This window comes from Methyloprofundus sp. (assembly GCF_965251085.1).
Lineage (GTDB): Bacteria > Pseudomonadota > Gammaproteobacteria > Methylococcales > Methylomonadaceae > Methyloprofundus.
In genome coordinates, this window is the sequence record NZ_OZ252594.1 from 4,911,215 (window position 1) to 4,931,379 (window position 20,165).

Below are 20,165 nucleotides of genomic sequence, written 5' to 3' on the forward strand. Positions count from 1 at the left end.
ATGTGTGTTGATTCTATTAGAAACTTGAGGGTTTCTTAAAACTAGGTGTATCTTTCTATCTACTTGTATTCATTGCGATTTAAAGACATAGGATGAACTAATTGCACAATCAGACGATAAAACATTGATATATCTGGGTCGATACCTGTATCGTGGCGTGATTCGTGAACAGGATATCTTATCCTGCCAGGATGGAAAAGTAAGCTACCGTTATCAAGACAGCAAAACCAAACGCTATCAAACCAAAACGGTATCAGGGGTTAAGTTTCTCTGGCTGGTGCTGCAACATGTTTTGCCTAAAGGCTTTCGTCGTGTGCGCAATTATGGTTTTTTTTACACCCGAATAGCAAGGGCGTTATTAAGCTGATTCACTTCCTGCTTAAGCTTGACCCGACGAAAATATTACGGACACTCAAAGTACGGCCGGCATTCAGTTGCAAATGTTGTGGCGGGGCGATGGTTGTTGGGCGTCGGCAAATACCCAGGGTGGAAATAATGTTTCAGCCTTTGCCGACTTAACAATTGGAATCACTAGCGCTTATGTAAATTTAAACACTTCGACCCAGGCTATCAGCGGATTAAATGCTGAGGGAGTTGCTTGGGCTAAAATCGGAGATTAAGGCAGAATTTTGCTCCGATACTTGGACTTTGAGAGTTGACTGCAATGGACAACGCTCAAAGTTCAGTTAAACAGGTAAAAACAGAGGCTCAATTCATCAGTCGGGCTGATCAACAAAAAGCTATTTTCATAGAGCGGATTTAAACGACTTTCTACTATGTGTGCCGGGCTTGTCCAACAAACGGTTCAGATTGTGGCTCGCTTCGCGATCACAATCTGACCTTGTTCGTTGGACGAAGCCGCTATCGCGGCAGAAAAACCCATTTACGGATACACTCCAATATGTACTCATTGTCGAGTATGATAATTGGAGTTTACCATGAATACGATAGAACAAACTTATTTTGAAAAGCTATATAACCGTCACCTTCGTGCTTTAAAATTACGCGGCATGAGTGATGCAACCATTGATAGCTATGCTCGTGCTGTGCGCAGAGTCACTGAGCACTTTGATTGCTCACCCGAAAGACTCAGTACTGAACAGCTTGAAGTCTATTTTGCTGAATTGGTTGAATCTCATTCCTGGAGTACCGTTAAAATCGATCGTAATGGTCTCCAGTTTTTCTGGCAATACGTCCTTAAAAAGGATTGGCAATGGATTAAAATCATCAAAGCCCCCAAGATACAGACACTGCCTGATATTCTAGCGGTTTCCGAGGTAGAGCAACTGATTGCGGTGACCTACAAACTACGTTACAAAGTCTTTTTATTAGCAACCTACTCAATGGGCTTGCGCCTGGGTGAAACGCTTTCTTTGCAAGTCGGTGATATTGATGCAAAGCGCAAACAGGTACATATTCGCCGGGGCAAAGGGCATAAAGACCGCTTTGTGCCATTACCTGATTTAACATGCTATGCATTGCGTGACTTATGGCGTAAACACCGTAATCCAGTCTGGTTATTTCCCAGTGGAACCGGCTCAATGGAGACCCTTCAAAATGCGACAACACCGATGGATAGAGGCGGCGCTCAAGCCGCGATGAAAGCGGCCCTTAAAGACTGTGGGATTAAAAAAAGCCTCGATTCACACGCTGCGTCATAGCATAGTCACGCACCTGCTGGAACAAGGATTAAGCCTGATTCATATTCAGCACTTGCTCGGCCATGCTAGCCCGACCACGACAGCTCGCTATGCTCATTCCACGGAACTGACAGAAAAGGATACTATCTCAGCCATTAATCAACTGACCAATACCTTATCAACAGGTTTCAGGAGTCAGTCATGATCCCCCTTGTCACGATTATTGAGCATTATGAAAGCAGTTTTCACAAAAAATACTCGACAAAATTATTGCCTGGCCATTTAAAAGCTATCTCTGCAATAAAGCGTTGCCGCACGGCACTGTCAGGTGAGTTTCATGTGCAATGTACAGAATGTGGTCACTCAGAATGGCACCCTAAATCCTGTGGATATCGTAGCTGTCCCCAGTGTCAAAACCATGAAGCGTCGGAATGGCTGATGCGTCAGCAAAAGAAACAACTTCCGGTTGACTATTATATGGTGACCTTTACGCTCCCCGCTCAATTGAGAGCGTTGACATGGCATCACCAGACAATCATTTATCAGCTGATGTTTCTCTGTGTCAGTAGCACATTAAAGGATTTTGGGCTCAACCCCAAAAACCTCGGGGCTGAAATAGGCATGACGGCCGTATTGCACACGCACAGCCGCAGACTGGATTATCATCCGCATATTCATGTCATTATTCCGGGCGGCGGGATCAACAAAGCTAAAAGGCAATGGATAAAAACCAAAGGCAAATACCTGTTCAATGAGTTTGCCCTGGCTAAAGTCTTCCGTGCCCGGATTCTGGACGGACTGAATGCAGCAAAGCTACCGATTCCCTGTTCAATGCCAGAAGAGTGGGTCGTCGATCGTAAACGTGTCGGTAACGGTGAACCTGCTTTAAAGTATTTATCGCGTTATTTATATCGCGGGGTGATCAGTGAGAAGAACATCATTGCAGATAACAATGGCAGGGTCACCTTTCGGTACACAGATGGCGACACGGGCGAGACCTTAACCCGATCTCTGAAAGGAGAGGATTTTTTATGGCTGGTTCTGCAGCATGTTCTGCCTAAAGGGTTTCATCGTGTCAGAGATTATGGTTTTTTGCACAGCAATGCAAAGACATTACTGAAGCTAGTACAGCTAGTCCTGCGTGTTGTTATTCAGTTACTGGCACCTAACCAAGGCTCGTTGTTAAATGCCCTCATTGCCAGGCTCCCATGCAGGTCATCGGTTTTAGGCCACCAGAGCCAGGATAAATAAAATGGATCATAAACCCCCAATTCACAAACAGAGAGAATAATTTATAACATAATGATATAGCTGTATTTTTTTTTGCAGTATAGAATGCAAAGGCGGGAGCTTGCCTGAAGGAAAGTGATGATCCGTATTAAGGCCAGGAGCCAAAAAGATATTTGCTTATTATAAAGCGTTTACCTCATCCCGGGCTTGTCCAACACGGGATAAGATTGTGGTGCGCTTCGCTTACACAATCTATCCTTATTCGTTAGGCAACATTTAACACATGCACGCCCAATTCATCTTTATGTTGTTCAATTTGCCAAAGGTCATAAGTAACTTGATGTCCCATCCAACTTTCAGGGCTAGCCCCTAAAGCAATTGATAACCTAACTGCCATTTCTGGTGTTACACTCCCATTTCCATTTATAACTTTTGATAATGTTTTTCGACTAACAGCTAGAGCCTTGGCTGCTTCAGTGATGCTTATTTTTGCTGGCTCTAACCATAAGTCTTTTATGATTTCACCCGGATGAGGTGGATTATACATTTTCATAATATCTCCTAATGGTAATCCTCATAATTTATAGTTTCTGCATCACCTTCATGAAAACGAAAAGTAATACGCCAGTTTGCTTGTACTGTTACAGACCATATTCCTTTTCTGTCGCCTTTTAATTCGTGAAGTTTTAGAAATGGAATATCCATATCTTTGACAATTTTCGCTTGGTTTAATTGAGCAAGAATCAAACGTAACCGGTCTGTGTGTTGTGCTTGAATTCCAGCTTTGCTACCTGTTCGATAGAATTTTTCCAAACCTTTGTGAATGAAGCTTTTTATCATCAATCAAATTGTAACCTCTTAATTCTCAATCTGCAATTTTTCTGTTGCCTAACGCGTAAATCAGCCACCGCGATCAAAGATGCTAAACTTTAAATAGGCGATAACTTTTTTAAACACTATATAACTTTAAAGAATCTGCGCTGCTAGCGGTTGGCTGGATTTTATTGTGTGTGCCCGGCATGGGCATGATCTTATGGGGTGCAAGTACCCTGTACATTATCCAGAGATTTATTTTATATGATAATTCTAAAAAGTACTAGCCGATGGCAAGGGCGGAGGGTGACCAATGTTTGAAAGAAGCCTAAGTGCAAAAAATTCGTCAGGAACGAATTTGAACAGCTTTAGCTGGCCCGAAGGGTGATCTACAAGGAAGTAGATCATAGCTCTGCGAGCCAATGGACAAAAACAGCATAGTAAGGCCGAACCGCAGGGCGAATCAGCACAACATGACGAAGCCCATCTGGATCACTGTGAGATGGTAAATGCTGTGGTCGTGCAGAGAAAGATCATGTTCTTACCCGGGGAGATCTGCCTGCCTAAGACCCGTATGTACGGCGCTGTGGGAGGGAGGCTACTTGAGTAGTTCCCTATCCCGATTAGATACAGAGTTTACCTCAGGCATGAAAACTAGCAGATTTCTTTTTTTTAAATTTATAAGGATACCCTTTTAGCTTTAAAAAAACATCCCATTTGAAGGAAACATTAAAACCCGTGTTTTCACGTGTTTTAATGTTTTCAATCGAGTCTGACCCCATTTCTTTGACCCCATTTCTTTATGACCCCATTTCTTTCATTTCTTTCCATTTCTTCAGTCCATGCATCTTTTTCATACATTATTGTTTAATGCACTTTATCCCACTCAGGAACATTAGGATTTTTTGGTACTGAATCAAGTACTTTATTAACCTTTGTTTTTAAAGAAGAAATATCTTTTTTAGAAATTCTCGCTTCAATCGTTGAAAGCATCTCTATTTGGCTAATTTGTGTTGTAAGCATATAGTTGGCAAGATTATTCATTGAAACACCTTGAATGTGTGCTTCACTTTCTAACCGTGCCTTCAAATCAACAGGAATTCTTAAAGTAACTACTTGTGTCTTACTCATAATTTTTTCTCCACATTTGATAGAAATCTTTTGGTGTTAGCACCTTGAACTTAAAACCTCTTAATTCACCACCATCAAAATCACGAATATTTGAGGTGATTAAGTAGTTACTATTGCTTGCAAATGCACACTCAACAAATAAGTTATCATTTTCATCTCTTAAGTTTGGTCGAAGCCTGTAATATATTTTTTGTTTTTGTGCCAGAAGAACCAATAAATCAAGTACATCTTCAACTTGCCCAATATTCAGCCTTGTAAGTTTAAGAATCTCCTTTCTTTTCAAGACATCATCATATTCAAGTAATATCTGCGTTGATAATGCAATATTAATCTTCTCATTTGTGATGAGCCGGAAAATTTTATGTGACGCACCAGACTGACTAATATGTGCTGCTAATAAAACATTGGTATCCATTGTCACTATCATAGGCATAAATGATAGCACATACGAATACTATATTCTATGAGCAGATTTTAAAACACCGGGTAGCTCAGGGTCTCGCGACCCTTTGCCCCCTAAGAACCGTACTTGCGAGTTTCCCAGCATACGGCTCAAGCCCTTCAAAAGCCAGAATAAACTGACCCAGCTGCCTTATTATTCAACAGTAAACTCATTTTATTTAGTGTAAAATGATGTATTTTCCATCACTAACTTTACTACCAAAAACAATGTCTGTTGAACAAATTTAATAGCCAACCTTTGCGATACGTATCTACAGCCGATAATACATATTGCTATGCCAGAAGGTGCACCAGCCATACAGGCCGTCATTTGCGTTTCCTTCTCAAAATCGGTTCTCCAAACTCTTTCGCAGAAAAGCACCAAATGGACGTGGGCACACTTTCGTGTCGGACAAATCTTGAATCCGTATCGACTACATTACATAATCGCCTTCGCTTTTTCCATTCTCTCATCGACGTACCGCCTTCGGCATCCCTTGCGGGCAGCTTTCTCCATCGCTGGAGGACGATACGACATTGCCACGTTCCACATAAATATCTTAACGAACGACTTAGGTGCTGCCTGTATCCCAGTAGTGCTTTATCTGCGTGAAACCGACGTTATAACAGTTCCACTGACTACCCACCTGTTGGTTACAGCCTATCAGTGCTTTTGGCTGCTCTTTTGTTAACGGGACTTCAAGACGACAGTTCACATTACATTCACCCTATCATTCCATCCTAGCTCCCGTCCGCCTTAGCACTGGCAGTTACGATTCCCCTCACGGTTCCTCTTATACGAGTTTCATTGTCCCAGACGCTTCACACCACATCCGTGTCGCATGGCCTGGTAGGATACTGGAGGCAGAACTCCAGGTTGCGCCTCACTTAAAAAAAGTGATTTACAACATATATTTATGCAACTTCGTGTCGCAACTAACGCCAAATTCAGCTGACACTGGCAGATGTTCGATGAACCCTAACAATACACTAAACTTTGATTAAAGATGACATCTGAAAACGAGTGGTGCTGCCAGTGGTCAGCTGCAATTTTTTGTTGGACGAAGCCGCTATCGCGGAGAAAAACAGCGCATCCCTTAAATTTAAAGTGTAACCTCATTGCCTGTTATATGCATAACAGGTAACTTGTAAGCTCATCCAACTAACAATAATGAGGTTACACTGTTATGACACCATCGATAGAGCTTAAATTCAACCATTATTATATCCAGCACTGTAAGCATTTAAAGCTTAAGGGACTGCAACCCAAAACCATTGACGCTTATTCACGCGCTATTCGCCGTATCGGGGAACACTTTCAGGGGCATCTGGATAACTTAACGCAAGATCAACTGGTGGATTATTTTCATGCTCTTTTAAGCCGCCTTTCCTGGAGTGCCGTGAAACTAGATCTCTATGGTCTCAAGTTTTTCTATACACATGTGCTACAAAAGCCGTGGGTTGATGTGCTAATGATTAAACCACCACGATGTACGCGTATACCCGATATTGTCACTGTGGTTGAAGCACAACAACTGTTTATGTCGACCCGTAATCTAAGCTATCGAGTTTTTTATTTTACGATTTACAGTCTAGGTTTACGTTTGGGCGAGGGCTTAAGCCTGAAAGTAGGTGATATTGATGCGACACGCATGCGGGTACATATTCGCAATGCCAAAGGCAATAAGGATCGGCTTGTGCCTTTGCCTGTGAATACCTTGAAGGTGTTGCGTAAGTTTTGGGCTGTGCATAAAAATCCAGTGCTGGTATTTCCCAACCGTGCCCGGGGTCTAAAAGGTGCGCATCTTGCTGAATCCCCCCTTGATCGCGGTGGCATCCAGAAGACAATCCGTCTTGTGACGCAAGAAATGGGACTAAAAAAAAGATTTCCTGCCACTCGCTGCGCCACAGTTACGCCACTCACCTGTTAGAAGCCGGGGTTGATTTAGTTGAGTTGCAGAAGATTCTGGGCCATACCAGTTTAGTAACCACGGCTCGCTATACGCATTTGACCGATATTACCGATGAGAATGCAGAGCTGCACATTAATCAGTTAGTCAATGACTTTTCTATTCACTGGGGGCAGATTTCATGATAACCCTAGCTGCAGTGATTGATCAATTTCAGTCTGACTTTTTAAGCGAGTATCAATCTCGTTTACGCTCCAATCAGATCAGTGCATTACATGCCATGAAGAGCTGTCGGACACAGCTGAGTCCTGTGATGCAGGTTAACTGTGCAGACTCAGACATCTTGATTCAGACGAAACTAATTTGAGACCATTTCCTAATTTTTTGCGGATGAAGTCAGCTCATAAATTAAGCGCAGATCGGTTCCTGGATAGTTGAGTTCCGTTTGATTGAGTTGTTCAAATAACTTTTCTATTGCTTTATTACTTGCAGGTCGGGAAGTACTATGCACACGTATCCGAAGTTGTTTTTTTACTTCATCGGGTAATATATCTGCTTCTGTCACAAACAGCGTTTGTAATAGTTGCCTTGCCATCGGAAAGTCGATTGTCGGTGAGGTTAGCAGAGCGGCCATTGCTGTTTCTGCCCGATAAGCGATCATGTTGACAGTATCTATCAGCCGCTTTTTCCCTGGCAGAAGCTGTTCGAACTTATCTTCGTCTCTCAACTCTTGCCAGGTAATGTGTTTGGGCGTTTGGCTTAGTTTTTCCTTGATGGTTTTTAGTTCATTTTCATAATGCTCTATTTCTTCGAGTAATTCTGCTCGTTTTCTTTCCCATTTCTTGTATTTCACATCTTCCGTTTCATCTTTTTTAATCACCGGATGAAGTTCCATCGCTGCAAATCGAGATAGACGGTAATTGAGTTTGGATTGTATCGAATTACGCTGTCCTTCCTGTTGGCGCCTATCAGGGTTGACCACCTTTTGGGTATCGGATAGTGGCTCTATTCCATACTCCTGTAGCATATCTAGCCCATAGTGGTGCTTCATATATCTAAAAAAGTTCTCTTGGCACCACCGGCTAAACATTCGCCCAGAAACAGCCGTCAACTCTAGTTCATAGGCTGTGGTAATAATACTGGTTTGGTGACCAGAATCAGTCAACTTGCGCACTTCTCTCATCCACATCGCCTGTTTTTTGGTTCCAACCAGACTGCCTCGTTCGGCGAGTTTCATGATGACTTTTTCACCACTCGGTAGGGTGATCTCCTGACTGGAAAAATTGTCCAGTGGCCAATTTTCGGTGGGAAATTTATGATAGGTCATGCAAGCGACACGATGCTTGTCCCACATCTTTCTAAAGAATGCGGGGCTATAGCCTTCTCTATCAAACACCAGGATAAAACGACAGGCTTGTTTGTTTTGCTGTAATGCTTGTGCACTCGGTTGATTCGGAATGTCTTTGAGTAATCGGGGGACGATATCTTCTTCCAGCGTTTTTAGTAAGCCCGGATCCACCGTTTTTTCAACGACAAAGAAGGGACGCCCCGTACCATCATTAACCCAGTAGTCGGTGATACCCCGTAAGCAGAGTTTTTCGCGTGAAACATGCCGTTTGGGAAGTTTAGTCAAGTGTCCATGATAGACACGGACATGACCATCTATGTAGAGTGTTCCTGCTGCCTCTGGTTCATTTTCCATCCATTGTCGACTGAGGTCGGCCGCCCAGCTTTCGACTGATTTTGGTTCAGCCAGTCCTTTTACTTTGGATCTTAAACAACGCACTTCGGGAGCCCGATCCAGGCCAAGTAGTTTGCCGAATTCACCCGGTGCATGCTCGCGAAGTTGTTCGGCATTTTTGATGCGACATAGCCCCATAAAGGCGAGTAGCAATAGAATATGAAAGGTTTGATAGTAACCTGTCAGTTTGCCCAGGTGGCGCTCAATGTCATTTAATAAGCCATTGCCAAGTAACGCGGGCAATGCACATAACACACCGCCTTTAGGAACATCTAAACAGGATTCGAATTCGATTGAGGCTCCCTTTTCCTGCTCACCCAAAGCCGCCTGGATTCGCTCTTCTACTCGAGTGCAGGCCGTACCAAGCACATCGGCTGCATTGGCATCTATAATATCACGGGCTGATTTGGTACTGCCATCATTGGGGTCTATTGATGCGGCAGACTTTTTTTTAAACGTCCATCACTGATCGCCTTGCGAAAGGTATCTGCCCGGATGCCTAATTCTTTAGCGGCTTCGTTAGGCGTCATACCTTGATCCAGATATTCCTGAGCTTGCTGCAAAACCTCAAGCGTAAAGAGTGGTCCTCCCTTGCGAGTCGGGCGAGGTTCAAAAAACGAATCAGCCCCTTTTTCTCGTAGTTGCCTTAATGAGCGCATAACACTACTTTTAGAGACACCAAAGGTTGTAATAATATCGATTGAACGACAGGAACCGGTATTGATGAGTTGAGAGGTGTGAAGTCTAAATAATCTCTTATTGTCAGCCTGGTGAGAATAGATCGGGATACCGCCGAGGAAATAAAACCACTCATCATTTCGGTTATCAACACTGACCTGACCATTTATAATAGTCGTACCCTGAGGAATTATTGGGAGCATGAGTTGCTGCATTAATTGAATACCTCGTATGATATGAGGGCTTAGTTTAACCTAAATGAGTACCATTTTCATTTCTTTAGCTGAAAATATCAATCATTTGACAATAATTCCCTAACCCTTTAATTATATTGCCTAGTTTAAGTTTTAATGGATTTCTTTCAGGATAGCGAATCAAGATGTCTGAGACTGTGACTATCAAACCTTTGTGCCTCATTCCTGTGGCCAGCGTAACTGCCCGCATTGTCAACATCATGAGAGTCAACAATGGATTGAACGACAGGTACAAAAACAAGTCCCTGCTGATTATTTTATGAATACCTTTACCTTACCTGCGCAGTTAAGGTCGTTAGCCAGGCAGCATCCGCGGTTACTTTACAGTATGATGTTTGACTGTGCCTGGGCGACTTTACAGAGTTTTAGTAAAAATGATAAGCAGTTGCAAGGCGATGCCGGGGCGATTGCTGTCTTACATACACACTCACGCGAATTAAATTATCATCCGCATATTCATGTCATTATGCCTGCAGGCATCGTGGACAAAATCAAGAAGCTTTGGCGCACTAAGGAAGGCAAATACCTGTTTCATCATAAAGCACTGGCAAAAGTATTTCGTGCAAAGATGCTAGCGCGTATGAACGAAGAAAAGTTGCCATTCCCCACAGCTATTCCGAAACAATGGGTGGTCGATTGTAAGTTTGTCGGTGCAGACGATAAAACATTGATATATCTGGGTCGATACCTGTATCGTGGCGTGATTCGTGAACAGGATATCTTATCCTGCCAGGATGGAAAAGTAAGCTACCGTTATCAAGACAGCAAAACCAAACGCTATCAAACCAAAACGGTATCGGGGGCTAAATTTCTGTGGCTGGTGCTGCAACATGTTTTGCCTAAAGGCTTTCGTCGTGCGCGCAATTATGGCTTTTTACATCCGAATAGCAAGGGTGTTATTAAGTTGATTCACTCCCTGCTAAAGTTTGACCCGACGAAGATATTGCGTGCACTCAAAGTACGGCCGGCATTCAGTTGCAAATGTTGTGGCGGGGCGATGGTTGTTGGGCGTCGGCAAATACCCAGGGTGGAAATAATGTTTCAGCCTTTGCCAACTTAACAATTGGAATCACTAGCGCTTATGTAAATTTAAACACTTCGACCCAGGCTATCAGCGGATTAAATGCTGAGGGAGTTGCTTGGGCTAAAATCGGAGATTAAGGCAGAATTTTGCTCCGATACTTGGACTTTGAGAGTTGACTGCAATGGACAACGCTCAAAGTTCAGTTAAACAGGTAAAAACAGAGGTTCGATTCATCAATCGGGCTGATCAACAAAAAGCTATTTTCATAGAGCGCATTAAATGAATTCCTACTATCGTGCCGGGCTTGTCCAGCAAACGGTTCAGATTGTGGCTCGCTTCGCGATCACAATCTAACCTTATTCGTTATATTTGTTTATAATTTATCATACGTTTCAGGCTCGACATCAGGAACCTTAGACATTGCATTCAAAAAAGAAGAAGAACGGCTTCCTTTTTGAGATCGCCCTAGCAAATACTCCTCAGTTAACAATGATGACATTTTTTCTGCTATGGCGGATGAAATAAATTGGTTAATTGAAATACCTTCTTTTTTAGCCAATGATTTGACTTCATTATGAAGTGAATTTGGCAATCTCAAACTAAGAGTACTCATAATTATATACCTCTAATAGCTATAAATTCTTGTGGAGTTACAACTGTAATTCCAAACTGATTACAACCTTTAAAATCTTTTGTGTTGAATGTGACTATATATTCACTTTGCGATTCTACAGCGACTTCTAATACTAAATCATCCTTGGGGTCTTTTAAATAAGGACGCCATAAAAAGAAGATTTTTCGGATACTTGATTTACTTAAAAAATATTCGAGAATTGAATCAATATCCTGTGAACTTAATTTACTTACCAACCCCTGCCTTTTAGCAACCGATTCATATTCAAGAAATAGCGGTACGGATACATTGGGTGTATAAAGCTCTTTTGGCAATGCCATTATTAGCTTATAAGATGCGCCTCGCTTTGATTTTAGCGCAGAAATTAATACATTTGTATCTATAACAATATTCATATATTGGTATTATATATAACACCAAATAAAAATCAAGGAGGCTTTTTAAAAACACCGGATAGGTCAGGGCTTCGCAGCCCTTCCCCTCCTAAGAACCGTACTTGCGAGTTTCCCAGCATACGGCTCAAGCCCTTTAAAAGCCGAGTATATTCGACCCGATCGCTCATTTCTTATTAGTGGTCATATTACCCTCTAATCAAGGTTCTTTCCAGTGTTGTACTGGCTAAAAATAAACGATCATAGTTTCGTGTACGACATTGTTTCTCTGCACGGTCTTTAAAGTATTCCCGATAAGCAGGGTCATAAGGGTTAGCTTCGCCACGAACTTTAACGTGGTAACGGATAGGCACGTCGGCCATCCGAAATAACCCTAACCATTGTCGCTTCCCTTGTTTATTGATCACAAACGTACCGAAATTACTTCGTCCTTCTATGCGAGAACGATAACGGTGTGTTATCCATGCATTGGTTTTACTACGGTGGCAATGTCGCAACCAGCGACGTACACCATAATATATTTCATTATCCAACGTATTGAATAAACGTTTGGCCACGACCTGACGGTTTGAGAAAGCCCAGCCTCGAAGTTTGCTGTTCAATTTTCTAAGCATCGCTTCAAAGGGTAGCTTTTGCGATTCTTTAAAGAAAATTTTCAGCATTTCCCGAAACTGAGTGACTTTCTTTTGAGAAGGGCAGATTATCAATTTATCTTTGAACTTTCTAAGGGTAAACCCTAGAAAATCAACCCCTTCTTCAATCGGGCGTAGATGTGTCTTTTCCTCTGATAATGTCAGCCCTCGGGGCTGAAGAAAGTCTTTTACCGCAGGTAATATTTCGTCGCGTAGAATGCCTTCCGTTGCCCCCGTAATAACAAAATCATCCGCATAGCGGATCACGTTGAGTTTGCGGTGTTTCTTATTGCGTCCTTTTATGACGACAGTTTCCAGCCCATCCAAGGCCATATTGGCTAAGATAGGGGAAATAATACCGCCTTGCGGTGTGCCTTCATGACTATCATAGTACTTTGACTTCTCCATATACCCTGACTTGAGCCATTGTTTCAGTACCTTTTTCGGTAGCAGAATGTGCTCAAGCAGCCAGTCGTGGCTGATACGATCAAAACAGGCTTTAATATCAGCATCTAGTACCCAGGGCGCTGCCCTGCGTGTTGCCAGCGCTATAAAGCATTGCTTGACTGCATCATGTACACTACGTTTTTCCCGAAACCCATAAGAATGCTTGTCACCTAATGTTTCGGCAACAGGTTTTAGGGTCAATGCGTATAATGCTTGCATCGCCCGATCATGCATAATGGGGATGCCGAGAGGACGCAGTTTGCCATTGCTTTTAGGAATCCAGCAACGACGTAAGGGATGGGCTTTATAGCCCCGTATTTTTAGTTGTGACACGGCACACCAATAGTGCTGGTGTGTTTTCCAGATAACACCATCAATTCCTGATGTTCTTTTACCTTTGTTAGAAATGATTCGCTTTACGGCCAGCATTCTGGCATAAAACGAACGACTCAGAAGATATTGCAAAGCTTTCACCTTGTGCCATCGTCCTCGCCGTACGGCCTCTGCGATACGCATTTGCAGCCGATTAACCAAACACTCAACAATGGACCAGTTGACCTGATTCCAGTTCTGTTGATTGGCAGAAGGTGCACCAGCCATACAGGCCGTCATTTGCGTTTCCTTCTCAAAATCGGTTCTCCAAACTCTTTCGCAGAAAAGCACCAAATGGACGTGGGCACACTTTCGTGTCGGACAAATCTTGAATCCGTATCGACTACATTACATAATCGCCTTCGCTTTTTCCATTCTCTCATCGACGTACCGCCTTCGGCATCCCTTGCGGGCAGCTTTCTCCATCGCTGGAGGACGATACGACATTGCCACGTTCCACATAAATATCTTAACGAACGACTTAGGTGCTGCCTGTATCCCAGCAGTGCTTTATCTGCGTGAAACCGACGTTATAACAGTTCCACTGACTACCCACCTGTTGGTTACAGCCTATCAGTGCTTTTGGCTGCTCTTTTGTTAACGGGACTTCAAGACGACAGTTCACATTACATTCACCCTATCATTCCATCCTAGCTCCCGTCCGCCTTAGCACTGGCAGTTACGATTCCCCTCACGGTTCCTCTTATACGAGTTTCATTGTCCCAGACGCTTCACACCACATCCGTGTCGCATGGCCTGGTAGGATACTGGAGGCAGAACTCCAGGTTGCGCCTCACTTAAAAAAAAGTGATTTACAACATATATTTATGCAACTTCGTGTCGCAACTAACGCCAAAATCAGATGACGTTGGCAGATAATAAACGGACTCTGATTTAGCACTGAACTTTAACAAACAACTAACTTAAAAACCGCGCTGTGCTGCCAACGGTCAGCTGTATTTTTTTGTTATAAATAAGGGCACGTGGATATGAGCAGCAATGATGACCGAGATAATACAACATTAAAGTCAGTGGCAAGTAAATTTGAAGGTGAAGGCACACTTATATTTCCAGATTTAGGAGAAGCAATTACCAGACCTATGAGCATTTTTGAGCCGAGATTCTTGATCGCTAAAAGATCTGATGGGGACCTATACCAGCTATGGTGTTGCAAATCTAGTGGCGACAAAGAATGGCGTAGAGTTCCCAGTCTAACAGACGCAATAAGAGCTTACGGTGGAACCAGCCCATATGAATAATAGTGTAATTAGCATAAGAAGTTTAAATACATACTTGATTTAACGCCTAAATCAGGCACGCAACTTCACCGCGTTGCCTGGATTTTATTGTTATGTGAATTAAAATAGAGGATTTTATGAATACAAGTGGTGGTAACAATTGCGAATGTCATAAATGTATTACTAATAAGGAATTAAAAATTAATGTTGGACAGCTAGGTAAAATACCTATCAATGTAGTAAAAATGATAGTTTGTGATGAATGTGGAAATAAGCGATGCCCAAAAGCCAGCGACCATAATCTTAATTGCACTGGAAGCAATGAAGTTAATCAATCTGGTAGTGTTTATTGCTACGATTACGGAACATAACCTAAAATCGACTGCGCTTTAAGCGGTCTAGTTGATTTTTTTGTTGGACGAAGCCGCTATCGCGGAGAAAAACAGCGCATCCCTTAAATTTAAAGTGTAACCTCATTGCCTGTTATATGCATAACAGGTAACTTGTAAGCTCATCCAACTAACAATAATGAGGTTACACTGTTATGACACCATCGATAGAGCTTAAATTCAACCATTATTATATCCAGCACTGTAAGCATTTAAAGCTTAAGGGACTGCAACCCAAAACCATTGACGCTTATTCACGCGCTATTCGCCGTATCGGGGAACACTTTCAGGGGCATCTGGATAACTTAACGCAAGATCAACTGGTGGATTATTTTCATGCTCTTTTAAGCCGCCTTTCCTGGAGTGCCGTGAAACTAGATCTCTATGGTCTCAAGTTTTTCTATACACATGTGCTACAAAAGCCGTGGGTTGATGTGCTAATGATTAAACCACCACGATGTACGCGTATACCCGATATTGTCACTGTGGTTGAAGCACAACAACTGTTTATGTCGACCCGTAATCTAAGCTATCGAGTTTTTTATTTTACGATTTACAGTCTAGGTTTACGTTTGGGCGAGGGCTTAAGCCTGAAAGTAGGTGATATTGATGCGACACGCATGCGGGTACATATTCGCAATGCCAAAGGCAATAAGGATCGGCTTGTGCCTTTGCCTGTGAATACCTTGAAGGTGTTGCGTAAGTTTTGGGCTGTGCATAAAAATCCAGTGCTGGTATTTCCCAACCGTGCCCGGGGTCTAAAAGGTGCGCATCTTGCTGAATCCCCCCTTGATCGCGGTGGCATCCAGAAGACAATCCGTCTTGTGACGCAAGAAATGGGACTAAAAAAAAGATTTCCTGCCACTCGCTGCGCCACAGTTACGCCACTCACCTGTTAGAAGCCGGGGTTGATTTAGTTGAGTTGCAGAAGATTCTGGGCCATACCAGTTTAGTAACCACGGCTCGCTATACGCATTTGACCGATATTACCGATGAGAATGCAGAGCTGCACATTAATCAGTTAGTCAATGACTTTTCTATTCACTGGGGGCAGATTTCATGATAACCCTAGCTGCAGTGATTGATCAATTTCAGTCTGACTTTTTAAGCGAGTATCAATCTCGTTTACGCTCCAATCAGATCAGTGCATTACATGCCATGAAGAGCTGTCGGACACAGCTGAGTCCTGTGATGCAGGTTAACTGTGCAGACTGTGACTATCAAACCTTTGTGCCTCATTCCTGTGGCCAGCGTAACTGCCCGCATTGTCAACATCATGAGAGTCAACAATGGATTGAACGACAGGTACAAAAACAAGTCCCTGCTGATTATTTTATGAATACCTTTACCTTACCTGCGCAGTTAAGGTCGTTAGCCAGGCAGCATCCGCGGTTACTTTACAGTATGATGTTTGACTGTGCCTGGGCGACTTTACAGAGTTTTAGTAAAAATGATAAGCAGTTGCAAGGCGATGCCGGGGCGATTGCTGTCTTACATACACACTCACGCGAATTAAATTATCATCCGCATATTCATGTCATTATGCCTGCAGGCATCGTGGACAAAATCAAGAAGCTTTGGCGCACTAAGGAAGGCAAATACCTGTTTCATCATAAAGCACTGGCAAAAGTATTTCGTGCAAAGATGCTAGCGCGTATGAACGAAGAAAAGTTGCCATTCCCCACAGCTATTCCGAAACAATGGGTGGTCGATTGTAAGTTTGTCGGTGCAGACGATAAAACATTGATATATCTGGGTCGATACCTGTATCGTGGCGTGATTCGTGAACAGGATATCTTATCCTGCCAGGATGGAAAAGTAAGCTACCGTTATCAAGACAGCAAAACCAAACGCTATCAAACCAAAACGGTATCAGGGGTTAAGTTTCTGTGGCTGGTGCTGCAACATGTTTTGCCTAAAGGCTTTCGTCGTGCGCGCAATTATGGCTTTTTACATCCGAATAGCAAGGGTGTTATTAAGTTGATTCACTCCCTGCTAAAGTTTGACCCGACGAAGATATTACGGACACTCAAAGTACGGCCGGCATTCAGTTGCAAATGTTGTGGCGGGGCGATGGTTGTTGGGCGTCGGCAAATACCCAGGGTGGAAATAATGTTTCAGCCTTTGCCAACTTAACAATTGGAATCACTAGCGCTTATGTAAATTTAAACACTTCGACCCAAGCTATCAGCGGATTAAATGCTGAGGGAGTTACTTGGGCTAAAATCGGAGATTAAGGCAGAATTTTGCTCCGATACTTGGACTTTGAGAGTTGACTGCAATGGACAACGCTCAAAGTTCAGTTAAACAGGTAAAAACAGAGGTTCGATTCATCAATCGGGCTGATCAACAAAAAGCTATTTTCATAGAGCGCATTAAATGAATTCCTACTATCGTGCCGGGCTTGTCCAGCAAACGGTTCAGATTGTGGCTCGCTTCGCGATCACAATCTAACCTTATTCGTTATGCAATATGTGCAACTTGCTGTGCAATATTTTCAGGCAACGCCACAGCCAAAAAACAGGATTCTGGATATAGATAATCTTCTCCAGATTCATCAATTACGCGCAATTGATGGTGTTTTTTTGCTTTTTCATCTGACATTAATTGATACAATTTACGCACATCAAGCGACACTTCGTAACCCGAATTACTTATACAAATAACAAATTGTGGATTGGTCATAAACTATTACTCCAAATAATGCTTTATCTTAAACTCATGTTTTCCTATCCCATGTGCTTCATACCAATGAAGCTCTGCATTCAGCACTGTACCATCTTCAAGCCTAACGGTAGCATAACCTTTACACTTTCGCCATCGACCTTTTCCATAAATTTTTTGCAGGCGTTGCAGCTCTCGAATCCCAGAACTTTGAGCAAAGGTTTCAGAATCAAGAATATCACTAATAATTTCAAAATCCATTTGGTGTATTCTACGCTACCTATTCATTAGACACTATCGGAAATCTCTTTGTTGAAAATCCCAAATTAAGCACGTAGATGAAGTAAGTTGATAATATCTATTAATTGCACCGGGTAGCTCAGGGTCTCGCGACCCTTTGCCCCCTAACCCATCTTCGTGACTTATACAGTCAATTCCCCATTATTTCAATGAGTTAAATTTTCAATCGGTCTCAGTTGGCACTACAGATTTCATATCAACGGTCGTTTTAATTTTTCCTATCGGGGCGGGGTTAATATTCAAAGCAGTATAGATTTGTTTTTGTCTGGTTTCTGCTTTGCTTGTGGTTCGCAAGTGAATGATTGTATCGTTATCAGTGGGTAAGGTAATGGTCAAACGTTGCTGGGTCGACATAATGTTGCGAATGCTTTCCCAGCTTAGATGAATGCCCTGCAGTTTAAGCTGATAACGCAGTGTATGCACCAAGTGGTAAGCTAATAATGTAATGAATAGGTGTCCGGTAACCCGGTCTTCTTTTTGGTGGTAGACAGGGCGCAAACCCAGTTCGGTTTTCAGGCTTCTAAAGGTCGCTTCAATCTCTGTGAGCATGGTATAGGTCGTCCATAACTGTTCTTCCGACCAGTCAGGGATATTTGTTCTTAGGCAGTACACACCACAGTGTTGATCTTTCTGGTCACTTTCAGGTTTACGTTTCCATTCGATACTGGTGGCTTTGTTTTTTTTGTCATCCGCCATGACGTTGATGGTGTAGTCAGCAGCAACGCGGCTATGTTTTTCACGTAGCCGGCCGATACGTTCCAGTATTTTGTCGTATTTTTTAAGGGTGCCTTTTTTGCTCAGGCCCGTGTGCAGTTTTTCCAGGGCTTCTTCCAGACGAACATGAAAGCGGTTACGGATACCTTGTTCTTTTTTTGCCTTTTGTTCTGAGTGACAATAGAGTCGGGTTTCCCTGGTTTCTGGATCAACTTCACGATACACAACGACATTACTGTCCGGGGTATCCCTGACTGTTACCGGGCTTTCCTGGTCTCTTGGGTTTTTTACGTGCTGTTCTCGACTGACGACGAGATAATGATAATCTTGTTCGATTAACCAGGCAACATTGTCGGCACTGGCAATGCCGGCATCCATGATAACCACCGGCTTTATTTGATGAAAGGGATCCTTGTCTCGCAGCCCCTCAAGCATGAGCTTCAGAGTCGCGGGCTCACTGGCATTGCCGGGAAAAACCTGACTACTCAATGGGAAACCGTCACCATCCAAAATCAGCCCCAGGGTCACTAGTGGACAGTCTGTGCGTTTCTCTTTGGAGCGACCGAATTGCGCTTTCGGGTTTTGGGTACATTGGCCTTCAAAATAAGTATTGGTCAGATCGTACAATACAATCTTGCGGTTTAAATTGAATAAAGCCTGCTCGCGGTTAGCCAGAAATGATTCAAGAGTTGCCTGGTGTTTGAGTAACTTGTCACTGACCGTATATAATCGTGTCAGGCTTGTATTGCCGTAGTCATGATCCAGCAGCTCACCCAGCCCCGTTCGATTTTGCAACCAATCATGTGTTTTCAATTCACTGCCGGGTGAAACTATACGTCCGATGATACTGCCCAGTGCTGTCACCGTATCGATTTTATTAAAGCCCAGTGCTGTGAGTTTCTCATCTAGCTGCAATTGCTGTGCAGCATGCAGTGCCAAGGTTTCCACGCCTATACTGCGGGCATTAATGGCTTCGACATGGTTAATATCAACAGAATGATAATCCCGTTCTGAGCTTTGTGAGTCTAGTGGTTGTGACAGTTTTGCAGTCATCAGTGCGCTATAGCGTTGAGCCGTTGCTTCCAGCAGTTGATTTAAATCATCAGCTAAATGGAATAGCTCTTCCTGATGGGGTTCCGAACCTTGTTGTAATTGTTCAATTCTGGCCGTTAGCAGGGGCCAATACTTTTTCTCGATAGTAAAGTCCGCACCTATATTGAGCAATGTGCGTTGCTTGACTTGTTTCCCTATACGAAAAGACTCAACAATGCGGTAAGTGAAATAAGCGGAGCCGTCTTCCAGACTCTTTGTTTTGGTTCTTCGAATATACATGCCACTAGCATCAAGGAAAAACCAGGAAAAATCAATAGGCAGAGCAAACTAAAATGGCACTACAGGAGCCTCAAAAAAAACACCTTTGATTTTAAAGGAGCTTTTTTGATGAAAATTTTATGCGAACGATAAATCAATAACTTGGAAAGATAAAAGTGACGAAGATGGGTTAAGAACCGTACTTGCGAG

General features: G+C 42.9%; 17 protein-coding genes and 5 pseudogenes. 10 read left to right on the top strand and 12 right to left on the bottom strand.

The genetic code is table 11. From position 1 onward, the window contains the following. Window positions 1-124: 124 nt before the first annotated feature. The 4 genes and pseudogenes from ACQY3F_RS23220 to ACQY3F_RS23235 all read left to right on the top strand — a co-directional run. Window positions 125-519: pseudogene (locus ACQY3F_RS23220) on the top strand (transposase); the annotation flags it as partial. 419 nt (window positions 520-938) lie between these two features. After that, the gene (locus ACQY3F_RS23225) at window positions 939-1,661 is read left to right on the top strand and encodes a tyrosine-type recombinase/integrase (RefSeq protein ID WP_428357545.1); all 723 of its coding nucleotides are present in this window, start codon (window positions 939-941) and stop codon (window positions 1,659-1,661) included. Beyond that, on the top strand, window positions 1,621-1,845 hold the full coding sequence (locus ACQY3F_RS23230) for a tyrosine-type recombinase/integrase (RefSeq protein ID WP_428357546.1): 225 nt from the start codon (window positions 1,621-1,623) through the stop codon (window positions 1,843-1,845). Before ACQY3F_RS23225 ends, ACQY3F_RS23230 begins: the two co-directional genes overlap by 41 nt. Further along, a complete protein-coding gene (locus tag ACQY3F_RS23235) occupies window positions 1,842-2,891 on the top strand; it encodes an IS91 family transposase (protein WP_428357547.1) in 1,050 nt (349 codons plus the stop codon). The genes ACQY3F_RS23230 and ACQY3F_RS23235 overlap by 4 nt, the downstream gene beginning before the upstream one ends. 244 nt (window positions 2,892-3,135) lie before the next feature. Here ACQY3F_RS23235 and ACQY3F_RS23240 read toward each other — a convergent pair whose 3' ends face one another. The 4 genes from ACQY3F_RS23240 to ACQY3F_RS23255 form a co-directional block, all read right to left on the bottom strand. Continuing rightward, window positions 3,136-3,423 carry a HigA family addiction module antitoxin gene (locus tag ACQY3F_RS23240; RefSeq protein WP_428357549.1) on the bottom strand — a complete coding sequence of 96 codons (288 nt, stop codon included), beginning with the start codon at window positions 3,421-3,423 and terminating at the stop codon, window positions 3,136-3,138. A gap of 8 nt (window positions 3,424-3,431) precedes the next feature. Further along, window positions 3,432-3,710 carry a type II toxin-antitoxin system RelE/ParE family toxin gene (locus tag ACQY3F_RS23245; RefSeq protein ID WP_428356012.1) on the bottom strand — a complete coding sequence of 93 codons (279 nt, stop codon included), beginning with the start codon at window positions 3,708-3,710 and terminating at the stop codon, window positions 3,432-3,434. Between the two features lie 840 nt (window positions 3,711-4,550). Then, complete coding sequence (locus ACQY3F_RS23250; RefSeq protein ID WP_428356009.1) at window positions 4,551-4,814, bottom strand: hypothetical protein; 264 nt, start codon at window positions 4,812-4,814, stop codon at window positions 4,551-4,553. After that, complete coding sequence (locus ACQY3F_RS23255) at window positions 4,807-5,229, bottom strand: putative toxin-antitoxin system toxin component, PIN family (RefSeq protein WP_428357713.1); 423 nt, start codon at window positions 5,227-5,229, stop codon at window positions 4,807-4,809. The genes ACQY3F_RS23250 and ACQY3F_RS23255 overlap by 8 nt, the downstream gene beginning before the upstream one ends. A 1,213-nt stretch (window positions 5,230-6,442) precedes the next feature. Here ACQY3F_RS23255 and ACQY3F_RS23260 point away from each other — a divergent pair. Both ACQY3F_RS23260 and ACQY3F_RS23265 read left to right on the top strand, forming a co-directional pair. Then, a pseudogene (locus ACQY3F_RS23260) lies at window positions 6,443-7,350 on the top strand (tyrosine-type recombinase/integrase). Further along, window positions 7,347-7,505: pseudogene (locus ACQY3F_RS23265) on the top strand (IS91 family transposase); the annotation flags it as partial. The pseudogenes ACQY3F_RS23260 and ACQY3F_RS23265, both read left to right, overlap by 4 nt. A 36-nt stretch (window positions 7,506-7,541) precedes the next feature. Here ACQY3F_RS23265 and ACQY3F_RS23270 read toward each other — a convergent pair. Continuing rightward, window positions 7,542-9,275 (bottom strand): putative transposase, encoded by a 1,734-nt coding sequence (locus tag ACQY3F_RS23270; RefSeq protein ID WP_428354873.1) that lies wholly within the window; start codon window positions 9,273-9,275, stop codon window positions 7,542-7,544. 59 nt (window positions 9,276-9,334) lie between these two features. After that, the gene (locus ACQY3F_RS23275) at window positions 9,335-9,799 is read right to left on the bottom strand and encodes a hypothetical protein (protein ID WP_428353027.1); all 465 of its coding nucleotides are present in this window, start codon (window positions 9,797-9,799) and stop codon (window positions 9,335-9,337) included. A gap of 172 nt (window positions 9,800-9,971) precedes the next feature. Here ACQY3F_RS23275 and ACQY3F_RS23280 point away from each other — a divergent pair. Beyond that, a pseudogene (locus ACQY3F_RS23280) lies at window positions 9,972-10,898 on the top strand (IS91 family transposase); the annotation flags it as partial. 337 nt (window positions 10,899-11,235) lie between these two features. Here ACQY3F_RS23280 and ACQY3F_RS23285 read toward each other — a convergent pair. The 3 genes from ACQY3F_RS23285 to ltrA form a co-directional block, all read right to left on the bottom strand. Then, a complete protein-coding gene (locus ACQY3F_RS23285; RefSeq protein ID WP_428357551.1) occupies window positions 11,236-11,475 on the bottom strand; it encodes a toxin-antitoxin system HicB family antitoxin in 240 nt (79 codons plus the stop codon). Between the two features lie 2 nt (window positions 11,476-11,477). After that, a complete protein-coding gene (locus tag ACQY3F_RS23290) occupies window positions 11,478-11,891 on the bottom strand; it encodes a putative toxin-antitoxin system toxin component, PIN family (RefSeq protein ID WP_428357553.1) in 414 nt (137 codons plus the stop codon). A gap of 185 nt (window positions 11,892-12,076) precedes the next feature. Further along, window positions 12,077-13,579 (bottom strand): group II intron reverse transcriptase/maturase, encoded by a 1,503-nt coding sequence (gene ltrA / locus ACQY3F_RS23295; protein ID WP_428353824.1) that lies wholly within the window; start codon window positions 13,577-13,579, stop codon window positions 12,077-12,079. 1,135 nt (window positions 13,580-14,714) lie between these two features. On the opposite strand from ltrA, the gene ACQY3F_RS23300 reads away from it, so the two are divergent. The 3 genes and pseudogenes from ACQY3F_RS23300 to ACQY3F_RS23310 all read left to right on the top strand — a co-directional run bounded on the left by ACQY3F_RS23300 (window position 14,715) and on the right by ACQY3F_RS23310 (window position 17,102). Then, window positions 14,715-14,948 (top strand): hypothetical protein, encoded by a 234-nt coding sequence (locus ACQY3F_RS23300; protein WP_428357555.1) that lies wholly within the window; start codon window positions 14,715-14,717, stop codon window positions 14,946-14,948. A 173-nt stretch (window positions 14,949-15,121) separates the two neighbouring features. Continuing rightward, window positions 15,122-16,029 (top strand): annotated as a pseudogene (locus ACQY3F_RS23305) (tyrosine-type recombinase/integrase). Beyond that, on the top strand, window positions 16,026-17,102 hold the full coding sequence (locus ACQY3F_RS23310) for an IS91 family transposase (RefSeq protein ID WP_428357557.1): 1,077 nt from the start codon (window positions 16,026-16,028) through the stop codon (window positions 17,100-17,102). Before ACQY3F_RS23305 ends, ACQY3F_RS23310 begins: the two are co-directional and overlap by 4 nt. Before the next feature lie 327 nt (window positions 17,103-17,429). Here the strand turns inward: ACQY3F_RS23310 and ACQY3F_RS23315 are convergent, their stop codons facing one another. From ACQY3F_RS23315 to ACQY3F_RS23325, 3 genes are all read right to left on the bottom strand, one after another. Beyond that, a complete protein-coding gene (locus ACQY3F_RS23315) occupies window positions 17,430-17,651 on the bottom strand; it encodes a hypothetical protein (protein ID WP_428357559.1) in 222 nt (73 codons plus the stop codon). A 6-nt stretch (window positions 17,652-17,657) separates the two neighbouring features. Beyond that, window positions 17,658-17,891, bottom strand: coding sequence for a hypothetical protein (locus ACQY3F_RS23320; protein ID WP_428357561.1), 234 nt, complete (start codon window positions 17,889-17,891; stop codon window positions 17,658-17,660). 201 nt (window positions 17,892-18,092) lie between these two features. Continuing rightward, window positions 18,093-19,976: an IS1634 family transposase gene (locus ACQY3F_RS23325; RefSeq protein ID WP_428357562.1), complete on the bottom strand. Its 1,884-nt coding sequence runs from the start codon at window positions 19,974-19,976 to the stop codon at window positions 18,093-18,095. Window positions 19,977-20,165 lie beyond the last annotated feature (189 nt).